Origin of the sequence: Occallatibacter sp. (assembly GCF_035317045.1) — a bacterium.
In the GTDB taxonomy this organism is placed as follows: domain Bacteria; phylum Acidobacteriota; class Terriglobia; order Terriglobales; family Acidobacteriaceae; genus Telmatobacter.
In genome coordinates, this window is the sequence record NZ_DATHHT010000004.1 from 12,505 (window position 1) to 29,499 (window position 16,995).

A 16,995-nucleotide genomic window follows, 5' to 3' on the forward strand; every position below is an offset into this window, starting at 1 on the left:
TGCTCCGAGTTTATCAGCGGCCTATTTCAACGGGCGCTTTAAGCCGGATGTCGCGGGATGAGGCGCCGACCTGGATTTCGAAGGAGCCGGGATCGAGGGTCCACTGTTTGGTTTGCGGGCTCCAGTATTCGAATGCAGATCGATCGAGCGCGAACTGCAATGTCTTGGATTCGCCAGGCGCTAGCTCCACACGCTGAAACGCCTTGAGTTCGTGGACCGGACGGTCGATCGTTGAGTGGCCGTCGTGGACGTATAGCTGGGCAACTTCGGCACCCTGGCGAGAACCGCTGTTCTTTACCTTCAGGCTTACAAGCGTGCCCTCTGACTTTCCGCGGACCACCTTCAGATCGCTGTACGCGAAGGTGGTGTAGCTGAGGCCGAAGCCGAAGGGGAATTGCGGCTCTACGTTTTTGGTGTCGTAGTAGCGATAGCCGACGTAGATGCCTTCTGAGTAATCGGTGTGGAGGTTCTGGCCGGGATAGGTTTTTGCCGCCGGGGAGTCTTCGAATTTCTTAGGGAGCGAAACGGGTAGTTTGCCGGAGGGGTTGGCATCGCCGAAGAGGATGGACGCGAGCGCGTTGCCACCTTCCTCTCCGCCGTACCACATGTCGAGCAGTGCGGGCGTGGTGTCGATCCACTTCGTCATCGTTACTGGATCTCCAGTGTTGAGAACGACGATGGTGTGGGGATTAGCCTTTTCGACAGCAGCAATCAACTCGTCCTGACCTGCGGGCAGGTCCATCGTCTTCACGTCAAAGCCTTCGGACTCGAGTTTGTTGTAGCGTCCGACTACGACGATGGCTACGTCGGCTTTCGCGGCCGCATCCGACGCTGCTTTCAAATCATTCTCCCGAGATTCCGGCGTATCGTGCGCGGGGTCTTCGCCCTCCATGCCGACACCGAGGGCAGAGGTGATCTGGATTCCGGCGCCAGCGCGCTTCTGGATTCCCTGGAGCGGCGAGATTGCATATTTTGGCCGGACGAGCGAACTGCCTCCGCCACCGGTGCGCGCGACGAGCGCGTTGGGGCCGATCACAGCGATTGAATGGATTTTCGAGGGATCGAGCGGAAGCAGGTTGCTTTGATTTTTGAGAAGGACGATGCCTTCGGTTTCGCCTTCGCGGACTATCTGCTGCTGTGCGGGAGTGTCGACCTCGCCCGATGCGGCGTGCGGGTTATCCATGATGCCGCTGAGCATGATTACGCGCAGGATGCGGCTGACGTTGTCGTCGATCGTTGATTCGGTGATTTTGCCGGCCTTCACATCGGCCAGCACCTTGTCGGTTTCCAGCCAAACACCGCTGTTGCCGCTCATGATCGTTCGCGGGCTCGACAACATGGCCTTGGCCGGCGGTCCACCGGGCATCTCGAGATCCATGCCGGCGTTCACGGTTGGCGCGGTTGAATAGGTGCTGCCCCAGTCGGAAACTACGAATCCCTTGAAGCCGAATTCCTTCTTGAGGACATCGGTGAGGAGGTAGGGATTCTCGGCGCAGTATTCGCCGTTGACCTTTTCATAGGCGGACATGACGGTCCACACGTCGGCTTGCTGCACGGCAGCTTTAAAGGCGGGAAGATAGATTTCGTGGAGTGTGCGTTCGTCGATTTTCTCGTCGAGGCGATGGCGCTCGAACTCCTCGTTGTTGGCGGCGAAGTGTTTTACGGATGGAATCACTCCCTCACCCTGGACGCCACGGATGTAGGCGACGCCGAGTTGGCCAGAGAGGTAGGGGTCTTCGCCGTAGCCTTCGAAGTTGCGGCCCCAGAGGGGAACGCGATTGATATTTACAGTTGGACCGAGGATCATGTCGCGGCCCAGCGCTTTTACTTCCTGCGCAATGGCCTGACCTTCGCGCTGCACGAGGGCGGTGTCCCACGTGGATGCCATGGCGACGCCGGAGGGGAAGGATGTTGTCTCGACTCTGACCGGATTCGCTGAGGAATTGGTGATCGCCGAACTGCCCGTCCAGTTGCGCACGCCCAGGGGGCCATCGGCCATTTTGATTGCGGGAATGCCGAGGCGCGGGATGGGCGCCGACTCCATCCAGCCAGAGCCGGAGAGCATGGTCGCCTTTTCTTCGAGGGTCATGCGCTTGAGCAGATCCTGTACACGCTGGTCCACCTGAGAAGTGCTTTTGGAAGCCGATGTCACCGGCGAAGTGGGTGCGGTCTGCGCGTGCGTGCAGGGAAGGAACAGGAGCGAGGACAGGAGTGAAACGAAACAAAAGCGCAAAGTGCGGCAATTCATCTGAAACTCCAGAGCGGTTGATCTTCCGCGATCGAATCGCTGCCATCGTAGCGGATCACGGCCCACCGCAACAAATTAAACAGACTCTCAAGTCACGTTGCACGAACTTCGATATGGCTCGAGGCGCCCGCTGAAGAGGCTGCAGATTTCCGATGCTTTCCAACGCTTAGATGGGATACGATACGATCGCGAAATTCTTGTCCCCGATCCAATTCGCAGAGATCCGCGATGCGACAACCATCGAAGACGGAAGTGAAAGCGAATGAACGACCCTCACCCTCCGCGGCAAATCGGTAGAAGTATCCTGGCCGTGCTGGCTGGAATCATCGCGGGCGTCGCAGTGACGTTTGGAACAGATCTCGTGCTGCATGCAATTCATCTATTCCCGGCATGGGATCAGCGTGCCCCCGACGGCCGGCTGATGCTGGCGACGGCATATCGTGCGGTATATAGCGTAGGGGCCAGCTATCTGACTGCGCGCCTTGCACCGTACAGTCCCATGAAGCATGCTCTTGCAGGTGGCGCGATTGGCTTTATCATGAGCCTGGCAGGGGCCATTGCAACATGGAATGGCGGGCCTCAATTCCAGGCGCACTGGTATCCCGTTGCGTTGATTTTGCTGGCGCTTCCCTGTGCCTGGGCCGGTGGCATGATTCGCCTGAAGCAAACGTAAACGCTTGCCGAATAGTGGGTGAGGGAGGGCAGCTTTGCTGGAAAACTTGGACCTCCTGCATCGACCGAAAAGTCTTTGACATTGTTTTTTGGCCGGGAGTAGGATCGCCTCTTCCCGCCTGGTATGGCGAACTACGGAGGTCAAAGAAAATGGCTACAGCTACTGCCACTCCCGCATTCGATCCCGCCAAACTGGATGCCTTCATGGGGAAGGCTGTGATGGACCTGGGCGCCGCGATGCATGCAGCGCTCATCGTGATCGGAGACAAACTAGGACTCTTCAAGGCCATGGCCGGCGCAGGTCCGATGACCTCGGCGGAACTTGCTGCGAAGACCAAGACCTCAGAACGCTATGTGCGCGAATGGCTCAATGCCAACGCCGCGAGCGGATACGTAACGTATGACGCGGCTTCGAAGAAATTCGAGTTGCCGGCGGAGCAGGCGATCGCCCTGACGACGATTGATCTGCCCGGTGCGTTTCACATTGTTTCCGCATGCTTCAAGGATGAACCGAAGATTACCCAGGCATTCCGCACTGGCGACGGCGTGGGATGGCACGAGCACGACGCCAATCTGTTTTTTGGCACCGAACGATTCTTCCGACCCAACTATGAACAGCACCTGCTCAGTTCGTGGATTCCGGCGCTTGAGGGCATCGCGGAAAAGCTGTCGAAGGGCGGATCTGTTGCCGATGTCGGATGCGGTCATGGAGCATCGACGATGTTGATGGCGAAGGCGTTTCCGAAGGCGAAATTCAGTGGATATGACTATCACAGCGGATCCATTGAATATGCGCGTCACGTTGCAGGACGCGATGGTTTGCAGGACCAAATCAGCTTTGAAGTTGCCAGTTCGAAAAGCTATCCAACCAACGGAGGCTACGACCTGGTCACGTTTTTCGATTGCCTTCATGACATGGGCGATCCGACGGGGGCAGCAAAGCACGTGCTGTCGTCGCTCAAGCCAGATGGCACGTGGATGATTGTCGAACCATTTGCCAACGACTCGCCGGAGCAGAACCATAACCCGGTGGGCCGTATCTACTACTCTGCTTCGACGATGCTATGCACGCCTGCTTCGCTGGCGCAGGAGGTTGGCGCAGCGCTTGGAGCGCAAGCCGGCGAGGAACGCATTCGCGATGTGGTGATGACGGCCGGGTTTACGCGCTTCCGCAGAGCGGCACAAACGGCTTTCAACCTGGTGTATGAAGCGCGGGCTTGAAGTCTTCGATCCGCGTTCGAGGCGGCCTACGTGATCCCCAGAGGCGAGCCGAATTTCTCCGGCTCGTCTTCGGGTGCAAACAGCAGCCAGCCTGATCCGAGTGCCAGGAGCAGCAAACCCAGCCAGGCGCGCACTTGAACTCCGGGCCGCAGAAACGCGAGGGCGATCAGATTCGCTGCCAGCGGCGCGATGAGAAAACGTGTCGTCATGCGGACCGCCGACATGCGCCGCATCAGCCAGAAAAGTAGACCGAGGGCGAGCAGATCCGGAATGGCCCAGGCATCGATGCGTGCGATGGACCAGGCGCGAGGTTCGATCGACAGACCCGCAATGGCGAGCAGGATTGCAGCCGAACCTGTCGCGATCGCGGCGAAACCGGGCTGGGATAGATTCGCGTGGCTCTGAGCAATCTTGACCGCGGTGCAGTTGGCGGCGGCGACCGAGGCGACCGCAATGATGACGCCGCAGAACGCGAGGATCGGCGCCGAGGCTCGAGGCAGTTCCATTGGAAAGATGAGCAACGTTCCGGCGACGGCCGCCAACGCAGCTGCCAGAACGCCACGCTGGGGCGATTGTAAAGCAGGACCGAGATACGGCTCCAGCACGACTGCAAAGACCGGAACGAGGGAGAAGAGGGCGACGCGCGTGGAATCGTCGACATGCCCTTTGGCGAGTTCGATCAGCAGCGCGGGCAAAGCGAGGAGACCGGCTCCTATCAATACCGCTCCAAGGATCGATCGGCCGCGCGGCCAGTTTGGTCTTCGAACAATGGCTGTTGCTGCGGCGATGATGGCAAAGACCGCCAGGATGCTGGCCTGTTTCAACAAGGACGACGAATTCGTTTCCGATACTGAACCCGGCAGCAGATCGGAACGGAGAGAAGCGAGGGCCCCCAGCAAACATAGCAGCAGCAACGCGCCAGCGGGCGCCGCATTGATTCCGGATGAGCGCAAGCTGTGTCCCCTCACTTCGATCAGAACACAATGCGACGCAATAGCGGCACCGGCGCGCTGAGGATGCGTGTATAGGCCCTAAGTTACAATGAAGATTGGGCCAAGGCCGAATTTTTCACGTAAAGCAAGGAGTTTCAAGTTTATGGCGATTCCCGCCACCCAAATGCGTCCGGGCATGATCATCAAGCACAACGACATTCTCCACCTCGTGTTCAAGGTGGAACATCGTACTCCGGGCAACCTGCGCGCCTTTATCCAGGCAAAACTTCGCAATCTCAAGTCGGGCGCCATGTTCGAACACCGTTTCCGTTCCGGCGACGCCATCGAGAAGGTCGTGGTGGATGAGATTTCGATGGAGTTTCTGTATGCCGACGGCGACGACTACTACTTCATGAATCCGGTGGACTTCGAGCAGACCGTGCTGAAGGGTTCAACCCTGGGCGATGCGGTGGAATACCTGACGCCGAACCTGCAGATTAAGGTCAGCTACCACGATGGACAAGCGGTGGGTATCGAACTGCCTTCGTTCGTGGAGCTTACCGTGGTGGAGACCGAACCAGGGTTGAAGTCGGCTACCGCGTCGTCCGTGACCAAGCCGGCCAAAACCGAGACCGGTCTGGTTGTGCAGGTGCCGCCTTTTATCAATGAGGGCGAGAAGATCCGCGTCGACACGAGCGAGGGCGCTTACATGAGCCGGGCGTAGAGACATACGCACGTGAAAAACGCCGAGGCTTGGCCTCGGCGTTTTCACGTGCGGCGTTTACGCGTAGATCTCCCCATGGTGGGCGTGTTGAAGTTATTGACCGCGGTTAACTCCGACGCGAGCTGAGCCAGGCCACGAGGCTTCCGGCGAGGACTCCGGCGGCGAAGACAACGCCCATGGACTGAAATGGCTTCTGTTTCACGGTGCGTCTTGCTTCGTAGATCGCATCTTCGGCGACGTCACGACCCTGCTTGAGCGCCTTGACGGCCGATTCAACTCCGTCTTCCACCGCGTCCGTGACGACGGCCTTGAGTCGCGAGATCTCGCGAACGACATCCTCAACTGTAGCGTTTTTTTCCAATATGCCTGATGTCATAAGATTTAGCCCTTCTTCCTGTTGAAATTTGTTGCCGCGATCCCCGGTCGGCCGCGATGGAAAAGTCTTCTTATGTGTGATGTGATCCGGTCTGTCGCTGTTGCACGGTCAACATATTCAGAGGGCTCGCTTTTCAATGACACAGACCGTTTCTGAAGCGCAGGGAGAAATTGTCTCCATTTTCTCGTTGAATTAAAGCTGATCTCCGACTATCCGCCCGTTCGGCGGACCAGGAGCAGAGTCTGATCGTCTGAGGTCTTTCCGAAGGCTCTGGCCGCTTTGAAGATCGCGGCGGCGATTTCAGGGAGTGGGAGAGAAGCAAGCCCAGCCAATTCCTGCTCGATATAGGGCTCTCCCAGCTCCTTGTTCCTTGCGTTGAAGACCTCAGTCAGGCCATCCGTGACGATGGCAAGAATGTCTCCTGGGAGAAAGTCGAAGCTGGCAGTTTCAAAATGTGTGTCGGGGAACATCGCGACGGGAAGGTTCTCGACTGTGTGGCGCACTGCCAAGCCACCACTATGCTGAAAATGGAAGATGGGCGGATGCGCAGCGACCGAATATGTCACTTGCGTCTGCGTCGAAATCAGCAAGTACGCAAACGTGGCGTAGGCGGACGTCTCAGTCAATGGCGCCAGTGTATTGTTTACTGCCTCAAGCAGTCCCTCACCGGTTGGCGGCTTAGCCATGAAGTGCATGCGGACCGCGGTCTTGACCATGCTCATCAAAACGCCGGCCGCGACTCCGTGGCCCGCGACATCGGCGACGTAGGCGCACACGAAGTCACCGGAATCCGCAACGTCAATAAGATCACCGCCGACAGTTCCACTGGGAATGGAGATGCCATACGTCTCGATGTTTCCGACCTTCAAATCCACGGGTGGGACCAGTTGCTGCTGGATTCGAGAAGCTAGTTCGATCTCAGTATGGGCGGCGAAGTAGCGCTTGCCTTCCATCTGGAAGAAAGTCCCGAACCAGCCGTAACTGAAGAGAATCAGTCCGATGATCAGAAGGCCGCGCAGGTCCACCTGCGTTCGCCACTCCTCCGATGTGAATGTGCGTTGCAGTGGAGGGAAGATTCGTGCCAGAGCGATCAGCCATGAAACCTGGGCAACGACGAGTACGGCGGCGAAGGCGATGAAGAGGGATCTGGACATTCGGCGATGAAGGATCACAATCCACAGGACAGCAAATACGGCAGAGGTCAGGACCTTGGCGATGAGGCGACGAGCGTCAGAATGCTCGACGTCGAATAGATCATTGACCGCTCCGATCGATGCGAATGTGAATGCAACGGAGAGACAGAAAGTCAAAAATGATCGGAGAGGCATCGAGGTGAAGATTTCGCGTCGAGCGTTCCATCGGTTCATCCAACTGTCTCCATCGCGCCAGCGAAAATGACCTCAAGGTTCGATGCGAACCCTACCGGAGGGGATAGGAACAAAGGCCGAATGGCCTGAGATCGGCCGGGCACAGCCCATGAAATCGGCGGAAAACGCAGGGGAGGGACGGAAAGCTGCCGTAATTTTTTTTCTTGCGTGCTCACTACTTTTATATGTTACAGTCTGTAACACTATGGCGAGTAACACTCACGATCCGGCTGAACTCGGGGAACTGGAACGCGAAATTCTTTCGATTGTATGGCGGCTTGGCTCGGTAACGGCCGAACAGGCGCGCGAGGGACTGGATCGCACATTGAAAGACTCAACCGTGCGAACGGTACTGCGGCGCCTGGAGGAAAAGGGCTACCTGGCGCACTCTATCGAGGACCGCACCTTTATCTACCGGCCGGCGGAATCGCGGCAAAAGGTTGCGGGGCGCGCGGTGAAACGCATTGTGGACTGGTTTTGCGAAGGATCGGTGGAGGCCCTGCTGGTAGGCATGGTGGATTCGCAGGTGCTGGATCGCGCCGAGCTTCAGAGGCTGGCGACGCGGATTGCCGAGGCGCAAAAGCAGGCGGGAAAGTCGATTGCAGCGGGTGAGAGCAAACAGGAGGCGAAGAGATGAACTCCTCAATTCTGGTGGAAGCTGCCCTTCGTTCCGTATTCCTTGCGCTGGCGGTTTGGATGGGGCTGGGCGTGTTGAAAGTGCGCAACGTGCTGGCGCAGAAGGCGGTTTGGGGACTGGTGCTGGCGGGGGCACTGGCAATGCCGCTGGTGCTGCCCATGGTGTCGCACTGGAGCGTCTTGCCGGCCAATGTGCGCGTCGTGCTTCCGGCAGATCCGGAGACGCTTCTTGAGGAATTGCAGGCGAGAATTCAAGCGAAGACATCGCCCGAGCAGAAGCCAGCAGCGGTGGTCACATCGAGCGAAGGCACGTCGCAGATTGAGCAACAACCGGAGCCGACGGTCAATGAACCAATAGGAAACCGCGCTGCTGCGGCGACCGAACCAGTATCGTCGGATGCGGTCCGGGTCGAGTATATGTCTCAGCCGACGGCGCAGACCGAATCTGCAGCGCCATCCGCAGTGGTGCAACCGCGTACAGCCTTGTCTCTTTCGAAAATACTTCTTCTGGTTTATCTTGCCGTCGCGGGCATATTCCTTATTCGCCTTGCCTGCGGATTGATTGCAGCGCTTCGACTGTGGCGCAGAGCGAAGGCGATCTCGAGTGAGTTGCTGACGGCTTCAGGTGCACCTGTCGATCTTCGCTGCAGCACCGAGGTTTCTTCGCCGGTCACGATTTGCTCGGCGATAGTGCTGCCGGCGGATTATGCCGCCTGGGATAGCGAGAAGCTGCGCGTGGTTCTGGCGCATGAGCGTTCGCATATACGGCAGAGGGACTTTTATCTGCAGCTGCTGGCGGGAGTCTACGCCGCCGTGGTTTGGTTCAGTCCGCTGGGTTGGTGGCTCAAACGCAAACTTTCCGATCTGGCTGAAGCGATCAGCGACCGTGCGGGGCTGGAAGAGGCCGCCGACCGTGCATCGTACGCGCAGATCCTGCTTGAATTCGCGGCCGCGCCGCGCCCAACCCTGATAGGAGTTGCCATGGCACGCAATGGATCCCTCTCGCGCCGCATCGAGCGGCTGTTGAACGACGTTTCTTTCCGCCAGGCGTTTGCGGGATCGAGCCGCGCGCTGGCAGCGGTACTGGTTGTTCCTGTTGTGTTGTTCGCGGTGACTGCGCTCGTGCGGGTGCAGGCCGCTGGACAGCAGGCGCCGGAGCCACCTGCCCCGGCTGCGGCGCCGCAAAGTGGAGTGGTTGCTCCTGCTCCTCCAGCGGCGATTGCTCCGGCGGCCCCGGTAAGCGGCGTGTCGCAACCCGAGCCGGTTGGTGAGTTGGCACCGGCAGCGCCGGTAGACGTTCAGCCTCAGCATGCGCAGGCCGGCGAACTGGGAGGCATTCCACCAACACCGGCGACCCCGCGAGTTCTCATCATCACACCGACTCCGCCGACGGCCGGTACCTTACAAATGTTGGCAAAGGGACCGCTGACCCTAATCGCGCCGAAGGCCCCGGGCATGCCCGGAAATGCGTCACTTATCGTCGTCCCCAGGGGTGCTCACACAATGACACTCATCGCGCCGCGCGCGGGTTACGGAGCGGGTCGCGGATATGGGGTGGGGCAGAGCACCACGAGTGAAAGCGGAACCGCTAGCTATAGCGAGAATGGCAAGCATTCCGGCTATCACTACTCCTATTCGTCCAATGGCGAATCGTATGCGGTGATACGTGGCGGCGACAAGGAACACATGACGTTTTCGGGGAACTGGATTGAAGGACGCCGGGACGAGATCGAGAAGGCGCGGAAGCAGGCGGCTGGCAAGGATTTCCTCTGGTTTACGCGGGACGGCAAGGCATACCTCGTGGATGATCCGGCGACGGTCGCGCAGATCGAGGCGATGTACAAGCCGATGGAGGAACTAGGACGCCAGCAGGAAGAACTGGGCAAGAAGCAGGAAGTGCTGGGGAAACAGCAAGAGGAACTAGGCAAACAGCAGGAGGCCACCAGCGTTCCGACTCCAGACATGAGCAAAGAGATCGCCAGGATTGACGAGGCAATGGCAAAACTGAAAGCCAGCCAAGGAAAGAACCTGAATCAGGATCAGTTTGCGGACCTTCAGGAGAAGCTGGGCGAACTGCAGTCCAGGATTGGGGAAATCCAAGGGCAGATTGGCGAAAAGCAGGGTGAATTCGGCGAGAGGATGGGCGAACTTGGCGGAAAGATGGGTGCCCTGGGATCGCAAATGGGAGAACTTGGTGCGCAGCAGGGAAAGATAGCGCAGGAAGCGGACCGGAAGATCAAGTCGATCATCGATGAGAGCATGAAGAACGGGAGGGCGCGCCCAGTGCAGTAGGCGGAATTCGATGGGCGGGGTTGCCGAAGAAGCGGTAAAATCCCGCCCATCATGATTAACGGCGTACATTTTCTTCTCTACAGTCGCGATCCGGAAGCGGATCGCGCTTTTTTTCGCGACGTGCTCGATTTTCAGTCTGTCGATGCCGGAGGCGGGTGGCTGATCTTTGCGCTTCCGCCGGCAGAACTCGCGACTCATCCTGGCGATGGCAATTTTGTTGAGCGGCATGCTGATCACGAACTCTCGGGTGGCGTGGTTTACCTGATGTGCGAGGACCTGGGCGCGACGATGGAAGGCCTTCAGAAGAAGGGCGCGGAAACCACCGAGATTGTTGAGGCCCGGTGGGGTATCACCACAACGATTCGGCTACCGGGCGGCGGAGGACTGGGCCTCTACCAGCCGAGGCATGCTACGGCATTGGGTCTCGGCGGAAGCTGATATTGCGAAAAACGCAATAACATCACAGCCAGGCGGGCGTGTAACCTGATGGGGCAATCAGGAGGACAATCATCATGCCCCTTTCACCGCGACTTGCCGTTGCCTCGCAGAGCTTCAATTTGAACGCCAGTTTTCTGAAGCAGTCCTTGGCCGGATTGAATGCAGAAGATTGGTGTAAACGCCCCAACGATCACACCAATAACTTGTGCTGGCTTGTGGGCCATGTCGCGTGGTCGCGCACCATGGTGCTGGCGCGGCTGGGGCAAAAATGGACCACGCCATGGATGCCGTTGTATGCGCGCGGGACGAAGTGTATCGACTCGCCAGAGGCTCCGACGTCGCAGGCATTGATGGAGGCATGGGACGAGACGTGCGGCAGGCTCGACACGGCTTTGGAGGTGGCTTCAGAGGAATTGCTGGATACTCCGGCGCCGCAACCGGGACCGCCAAGCGCGGATGGGAAACTATGCGGGACGATCAATTTCATGGCATTGCACGAGACGTATCACGTGGGGCAGGTGGCCTACTTGCGCTCGTTTCTGGGGCATGCCGGCGTTATGGGATGACAGGGTTAGCGAACCTGGTTGCTTTCCCACCTTGGCAGTAGGCAGGCGCTGAAATTCCAAAAGCAGGTCCTTCGCTTCGCTTACCCCACGATCGCTTCGCGTTCGTGGGACCCCAAGCTGCTCCCCTCAGGATGACACCTTTCTGATGTCTAAAAAAGCGCAATGTAAAGGTTGCGCTTTGTCATTGCAGTTGAACCAGCTTGGTTTCGAGCAAAGCTTCGATGGTCATCAGGGCGTCAAGGACGGTGCCGGAAACCGGGGCGTCGACCTGGACGACGGCCAGAGCTTTGACGGGCTTTTCGCCGGTGCGTTCGCGGCCGAGCGCGAAGTTAGCGATGTTGACGCCCTGCTCGCCGAGAATCGTCCCAATCTTTCCGATTACGCCCGGAACGTCGAGGTTGCGGCAGACGAGGAGATTTCCCTCGAGCGGCGCTTCGATGTCGATGCCGTCGAATTCGAGGAGGCGGGGCTGCTCGCCGTGAATTACGGTTGCTGTGGCATGGCTGTGGCCGCCCGCCGTGTGCAGTCCAATCGTAAGCAGAGTGGCCGCGCCACCGCGATGGCTCTCTTCCTTCTCTTCGTGAACGCGAATGCCGCGCTCCTGTGCGACGGCGGCGGCGTTGATGCGGTTCACGTTTTCCGACCCCTGCAGCAGGCCTTCAATGGCGGCGTTGCGGACGAGGTCGGTTTTGGCGTCGGCGAGGGCGCCACCGTAGGTGAGATCGATGGCCTCAATGCCGCTTTTGCCGGCTTGCGCCAGGAAAGATCCGAGGCGTCCGGCGAGATCGATGTAGGGAGCGAGCTGGACGTACTCTTCATGGCTGAGCGAAGGCAGGTTTACAGCATTCTGCACGACACCGAGCTTTAAATACTCGCGTACCTGCATGGCGATCTGGATGCCGACTGCCTCCTGCGCTTCAGCGGTCGATCCAGCAATGTGCGGGGTGAGGATTACGTTTTCGAGCGCAGCGTAAGGCGAATCCTTCGGGGGTTCGACGGTGAAGACGTCGAGTGCCGCCCCGGCAACGTGGCCGGACTCGAGGGCTGCGACGAGCGCAGGTTCGTCGACCAATTCGCCGCGTGCACAGTTGATGATGCGGACGCCCTTCTTCATCAAGGCTAGACTCTTCGCGTTGATGACCCCGGCGGTTTGTGGGGTGAGGCCCACGTGGAGGGTGATGTAGTCTGAACCCGCAATGACTTCATCAAGAGCAACCAGGCGGATGCCGTTTTCGCGTGCGATAGCGACCGAAACAAAGGGATCGCTACCGATGATTTCGAGGCCGAAACCGCGAGCACGGCGCGCAACTTCAAGTCCGACGCGACCGAGGCCGACGATGCCGAGGGTTTTGCCACGAAGCTCGGCGCCCTGGAGACTTTTCTTTTCCCACCTGCCGGCATGCATGGTGGTGTTGGCGGTGGGGAGCCTGCGGGCGAGCGCTAGCATTAGGCCGATGGTGAGCTCGGCGACAGCGACGGCGTTGGCGCCGGGAGTGTTCATGACAACGACGCCGCGGCGGGTGGCGGCCTCGGCATCGATATTGTCGACGCCTACGCCGGCGCGACCAATGACGCGGAGTTTGGGGGCGTGCTCCATGAGCGCATCGTCGACCTGGACAGCGCTGCGGACGACGAGGGCATCGGCATCGGCCAGGGCAGCGGGGAGGCCGTTGGGCAATTGGTCATGACTCAGGACTTCCCAGCCGGGTTCGGCCGCGAAAACGGCGAGGGTTGCAGGGGATACTTTTTCCGCCAGAACGATCTTCATCTTGTCTCCCTTGGCCGCTGTGGCGGACCCGGTCTCAAATTCTTCGAAACGGATGTTGTGCTTTTCGCAGAGCAGATCGAACATGCGCACCGCGGCAGCGTGGGGCTTGCCTTCGCCGCGTTCGTACTTGGTGATGGAGTTTGGATGCACGCCGAGAAGCTCGGCCATCTGGTAGGAGAAGAGGTCGAGCTGCTTGCGCGCGATGAGAAGTTTTTCGCCGAATGAGAGTTCTGGCATTGCTGAATCCTCGTGCTGAGCGGAGTTAGCCGGTTCAGCGGTGTTAGCCGCGCTTTGCGCGTGTTCGCGGTGTCAGCAGATGCGACCGTGCTTTGAGGACTAACCCCGCTAACGCCGGAACGGCGCTAACACCGCTAGCTCCCCTATCCCTTCGTTGCTTCTGCGTAAACTTTCTGTGCGGCCGCTACGGCTTGACCGTATTCAACTTTGAGTCCCAGTGTGTCTTTGGCTATGTGCTCCATGGCACCGAGGAAGGCGATCGTGTCGAGGTAGTCGAAGAAGCCGAGGTGGGCGACGCGGAAGATCTTGCCCTGCATCTCGCCTTGTCCGTTTGCCGTGACGAGCGCGAACTTCGACTTGAGCGCCTTGACTACTGCGCCGGAGTCCATGCCTTCAGGAACGGCGACGGCGGTGGCGGCTGCTGCGGGAGAGGTCGGTGCGAAGAGCGTGAAGCCGAGAGTGACGAGACCGGCGCGGGTGGCGGCGGCATTGGTGATGGCGTTGTCAATCAGCGCAATGCGGCCCTTTTCGAGATCGCCTCCGGCCTGGCCGGCGATGTAGTCAAGCGCGGCGCCGAGGGCGGCGACGAGAGCTACGGCGGGTGTGTAAGCGCTCTCGCCCTTAACGGCGTTCTTGCGCTCCTTGCGGAGGTCGAAGTAGTAGCGAGGGTTTTTGGACTTCTCCATCGCCGCCCAGGCCTTCTCGCTGACGCTGAGGTAGGCGAGGCCGGGGGGAATCATGACGGCCTTTTGTGAGCCGCCGATGAGGATGTCGATGCCCCAATCGTCCACGTCGAAGTGGGTGGTGCCGAGGCCGGTGATGCCGTCGGCGACCACAATGGCTTCGGGGGCGACTTCGTGGATGAGTTTGGCGATGGCTTCGATGTCGTGGCTGACAGCGGTGGAGGTCTCGGTGGCCTGGACGTAGACGGCGCGATGTTCCGGTTTGAGGCCGGCGCGGATGTCGGCGAGATTGAAGGTCTGGCCGTAGGGGGCGGTGACTACATCCGGCTCGCAACTGAAGGCTTTGGCGAGGCCGGTCCAGCGCTCACCGAACTTTCCGGCGGTGAGGACGAGGACGCGGTCGCCGGGCGAGGTGAGGTTGGAAACCGAGGCTTCCATGGCGCCCGTGCCGGAACTGGAGAGCAGCAGGACGTCGTTTTTGGTGCCGACGAAGACCTTGAGTTGGGCGAGCACCTTCTGAAAGAGGGCGCGGAACTCAGGAGTGCGGTGGTGCATGTCGGCAGCGGCCATGGCGAACTGGGCTGCGGGCAGCAGCGGAGTGGGGCCTGGGGTAAAAAGACGAGTCTTGTGAATCATGGACTTAGCCTCCGGGAGGGTTGTGGAGCGATTCGTGGGTACCCGAAATCTTGTATGGTCAACGAAATCACATAATACACACATATGTGATTTTTGTGAAACGGTAGGTGTGGAAAGTGGATCAGGTTTGCACGGCAGGAATCGACCGGTTTAGGTGAATCTGAAGGCTTGAAGAAGGACGAAGAGAGCAAAAGCAGATTCCTTGCTAACCACCCAAACTGAAAAACATTTGGGGCTCCATTCGTTCAGAATGACACGCCGCTTACAGGAGCATTTGAGACGGTTAGAGATGGCCGCCGTGGGCGCGTAGCAGCACGACAGCTTCTTCATTGGCACCCATTCCGCCGTAGCCGTTCTCGGCATAGAACATAGGGGTGTGGCCGGCCCCGTCTTTCGCGTTCGGATTTGCGCCGGCGTTCAAGAGCAATTCGAGGATCCTGGTTTTACTATGTACGACGGCCCAGAGCACCGAGCTGCTTCCGCCCAGATTGATTGCATCCGGGTCTGCTCCGTTGGCCAACAGGAGTTCCACATCGTACGGAAGATCGCGCTCAATGGCGCGCTGCAGAGGAGTGACCCCGATATGGACGTATGCGTTTGGATCAGCGCCATGGGTCAGCAGCAACTCGATCATTTCTTTATGGTGATAAGAGAGCAACGCCAACGTCAGCGGCGTCTCGCCGTAAGCTTTTTGATTGAAGTCGCGATCGGCTTTTTGGCTGAAGTAACTGCTAGCAATCACTTGGTGGCCTAAAGGAGTGTTGTGTGCGTTCACATCGGCGCCGTTCGCGATGAGCAGAGCCGCAATTGCCGGCTGGTCGTGAAGGGCGGCGATGTGAAGCGGAGTGTTGCCGAGTTTATCTATGCTTGAAACGAGATCGGGATTTTCTTTGAGCAATGCGATGACCTTCGCCTGGTCGCCTTTGCGCGTTGCGTCATGAATTGATCCGCAGAGCGCGATGGTGGGCCAGGCCAGGCAGACCGCAAGTAGCGCCGCACCGCGAATGATTTCTGCCTTATTCAACGTTGCCGGCGGGGTGATCACTATTTCGGCTCCTGGGGAGTCTCGGGCACATCGGTGATGATATTGTGCGTTGAGCCCAGCCGGTGATAGTCGCTGAACGTGGTGCGATTCAAAATCAGGGGTTGAACAAGGCTTCGATTGTGAACGAGCGCCTGATCCTTGAGGTCGCGGAAGCAGGTGCTGACTTCTTCAACGCTGAAGGCGAGGCTGCGGATTGGACAGATATACGTTTGCCCACCGATGTCGACGGGGCCGTACTCGATAACCGAGGCGACATGGGAGATAGGGTCTTCAGGCTTGGAATCGGCTAGCAACGTGAGCCGGAGAATTGCGCCCGAAACGGGATCGATCGCGAGCGAGCCGTGATATGCGGGCTGCGCGTGAAAGGCATTGCTGCCGTTGCAGGTGTAGTTCACCTCATACTTCGAATCCTGCTCGGGGACGGAGTACCGATAGACGGCTACCAGTCCCGCGGGTTCCTGCTCCCAGTGATGAAAGGCGACGGTTCCGGTAATTGCGCCCAGCAAAACGATGGCCGGCTCGGGGCCAAATTCTCCCCAACTCTCCAACCCCATTGTGGGGAGCGACTGCGCGGAGCGCGGCGCTTTCATGGGATCGATGACCTCCCGGCCATTGCGAAACGTGATCTCCCGGGTGGAAGCGCCTCTCGGGTAAAGGCCGATGTGCACTGGTTTTCCTGTCTTGTTCACCTCAGGGGAGATTCCAGCGAATCGCTCGGTTGTGCGGGTGGCGAAGAAATTGGGCAGATGGGTCAACGTCTGGAAGACGAAGGCGCGTGCCGCATCGAGCATGTGCTGCTGCTGGTTCGCATCGGACGCGGGCTGGGCGGGCAGTTCACGGGCCGGCGGATCCATCAGGGCGGAACGATCTGCCAATAGCTGCAATTCTCGCTGCGTCCTCGGTCCGAAAGTGTGCTGCTTCACAATTCTGTCGAGCGTGGCGGGGGTCAAGCGCTCGGAGAGCTGTATATTGTCGATTCGTGTTGCCATCGTGGCGTCCTGAAGAACAGCAACAGGTACCTCGCTATGGTCGGAAGCTGGCGGCGCGGGTGCGGCCAGTTTTTGCTCGAGCTGCATGATGGTTATGAATTGGGCGGAACATTCGTTCGGAATTGACAGGGCAGGGAAAGTAACCAGAACCAGCCAATGTAACTT

Annotated in this window: 15 protein-coding genes; 7 read left to right on the top strand and 8 right to left on the bottom strand. The window is 59.0% G+C overall.

What is annotated here, in order from left to right; genetic code table 11:
- Positions 1-13: 13 nt before the first annotated feature.
- Complete coding sequence (locus VK574_RS01635; RefSeq protein ID WP_472798058.1) at positions 14-2,248, bottom strand: beta-glucosidase; 2,235 nt, start codon at positions 2,246-2,248, stop codon at positions 14-16.
- Positions 2,249-2,510: 262 nt separating this feature from the next.
- Here VK574_RS01635 and VK574_RS01640 point away from each other — a divergent pair, with 262 nt between their 5' ends.
- Positions 2,511-2,921, top strand: coding sequence for a hypothetical protein (locus tag VK574_RS01640; protein WP_472798059.1), 411 nt, complete (start codon positions 2,511-2,513; stop codon positions 2,919-2,921).
- 149 nt (positions 2,922-3,070) lie between these two features.
- Entirely contained in the window at positions 3,071-4,141 is a 1,071-nt protein-coding gene (locus VK574_RS01645) for a class I SAM-dependent methyltransferase (protein WP_472798060.1), read from the top strand.
- A 26-nt stretch (positions 4,142-4,167) separates the two neighbouring features.
- Here the strand turns inward: VK574_RS01645 and VK574_RS01650 are convergent, their stop codons facing one another.
- Entirely contained in the window at positions 4,168-5,094 is a 927-nt protein-coding gene (locus VK574_RS01650) for a hypothetical protein (protein ID WP_472798061.1), read from the bottom strand.
- Between the two features lie 142 nt (positions 5,095-5,236).
- Here VK574_RS01650 and efp point away from each other — a divergent pair, with 142 nt between their 5' ends.
- Positions 5,237-5,797, top strand: a complete 561-nt coding sequence (gene efp / locus VK574_RS01655) for an elongation factor P (protein ID WP_472798062.1) — start codon at positions 5,237-5,239, stop codon at positions 5,795-5,797.
- Between the two features lie 106 nt (positions 5,798-5,903).
- Here the strand turns inward: efp and VK574_RS01660 are convergent, their stop codons facing one another.
- Together VK574_RS01660 and VK574_RS01665 are read right to left on the bottom strand one after the other, a co-directional pair.
- Complete coding sequence (locus tag VK574_RS01660) at positions 5,904-6,173, bottom strand: hypothetical protein (protein WP_472798063.1); 270 nt, start codon at positions 6,171-6,173, stop codon at positions 5,904-5,906.
- 209 nt (positions 6,174-6,382) lie between these two features.
- On the bottom strand, positions 6,383-7,540 hold the full coding sequence (locus VK574_RS01665) for a PP2C family protein-serine/threonine phosphatase (RefSeq protein WP_472798064.1): 1,158 nt from the start codon (positions 7,538-7,540) through the stop codon (positions 6,383-6,385).
- Positions 7,541-7,745: 205 nt separating this feature from the next.
- On the opposite strand from VK574_RS01665, the gene VK574_RS01670 reads away from it, so the two are divergent.
- From VK574_RS01670 to VK574_RS01685, 4 genes are all read left to right on the top strand, one after another.
- Complete coding sequence (locus VK574_RS01670; protein WP_472798065.1) at positions 7,746-8,177, top strand: BlaI/MecI/CopY family transcriptional regulator; 432 nt, start codon at positions 7,746-7,748, stop codon at positions 8,175-8,177.
- Complete coding sequence (locus VK574_RS01675; RefSeq protein ID WP_472798066.1) at positions 8,174-10,468, top strand: M56 family metallopeptidase; 2,295 nt, start codon at positions 8,174-8,176, stop codon at positions 10,466-10,468. Before VK574_RS01670 ends, VK574_RS01675 begins: the two co-directional genes overlap by 4 nt.
- A gap of 51 nt (positions 10,469-10,519) precedes the next feature.
- Entirely contained in the window at positions 10,520-10,906 is a 387-nt protein-coding gene (locus tag VK574_RS01680) for a VOC family protein (RefSeq protein WP_472798067.1), read from the top strand.
- 74 nt (positions 10,907-10,980) lie between these two features.
- Complete coding sequence (locus VK574_RS01685) at positions 10,981-11,472, top strand: DinB family protein (protein ID WP_472798068.1); 492 nt, start codon at positions 10,981-10,983, stop codon at positions 11,470-11,472.
- 181 nt (positions 11,473-11,653) lie between these two features.
- On the opposite strand, the gene serA is transcribed toward VK574_RS01685, so the two are convergent.
- From serA to VK574_RS01705, 4 genes are all read right to left on the bottom strand, one after another.
- Positions 11,654-13,240 carry a phosphoglycerate dehydrogenase gene (gene serA, locus VK574_RS01690; RefSeq protein ID WP_472798317.1) on the bottom strand — a complete coding sequence of 529 codons (1,587 nt, stop codon included), beginning with the start codon at positions 13,238-13,240 and terminating at the stop codon, positions 11,654-11,656.
- A gap of 380 nt (positions 13,241-13,620) precedes the next feature.
- Entirely contained in the window at positions 13,621-14,796 is a 1,176-nt protein-coding gene (locus VK574_RS01695) for a pyridoxal-phosphate-dependent aminotransferase family protein (protein ID WP_472798069.1), read from the bottom strand.
- Positions 14,797-15,079: 283 nt separating this feature from the next.
- Positions 15,080-15,841 carry an ankyrin repeat domain-containing protein gene (locus VK574_RS01700; RefSeq protein ID WP_472798070.1) on the bottom strand — a complete coding sequence of 254 codons (762 nt, stop codon included), beginning with the start codon at positions 15,839-15,841 and terminating at the stop codon, positions 15,080-15,082.
- A complete protein-coding gene (locus VK574_RS01705) occupies positions 15,841-16,830 on the bottom strand; it encodes a hypothetical protein (RefSeq protein ID WP_472798071.1) in 990 nt (329 codons plus the stop codon). Before VK574_RS01705 ends, VK574_RS01700 begins: the two co-directional genes overlap by 1 nt.
- Between the last annotated feature and the right edge of the window lie 165 nt (positions 16,831-16,995).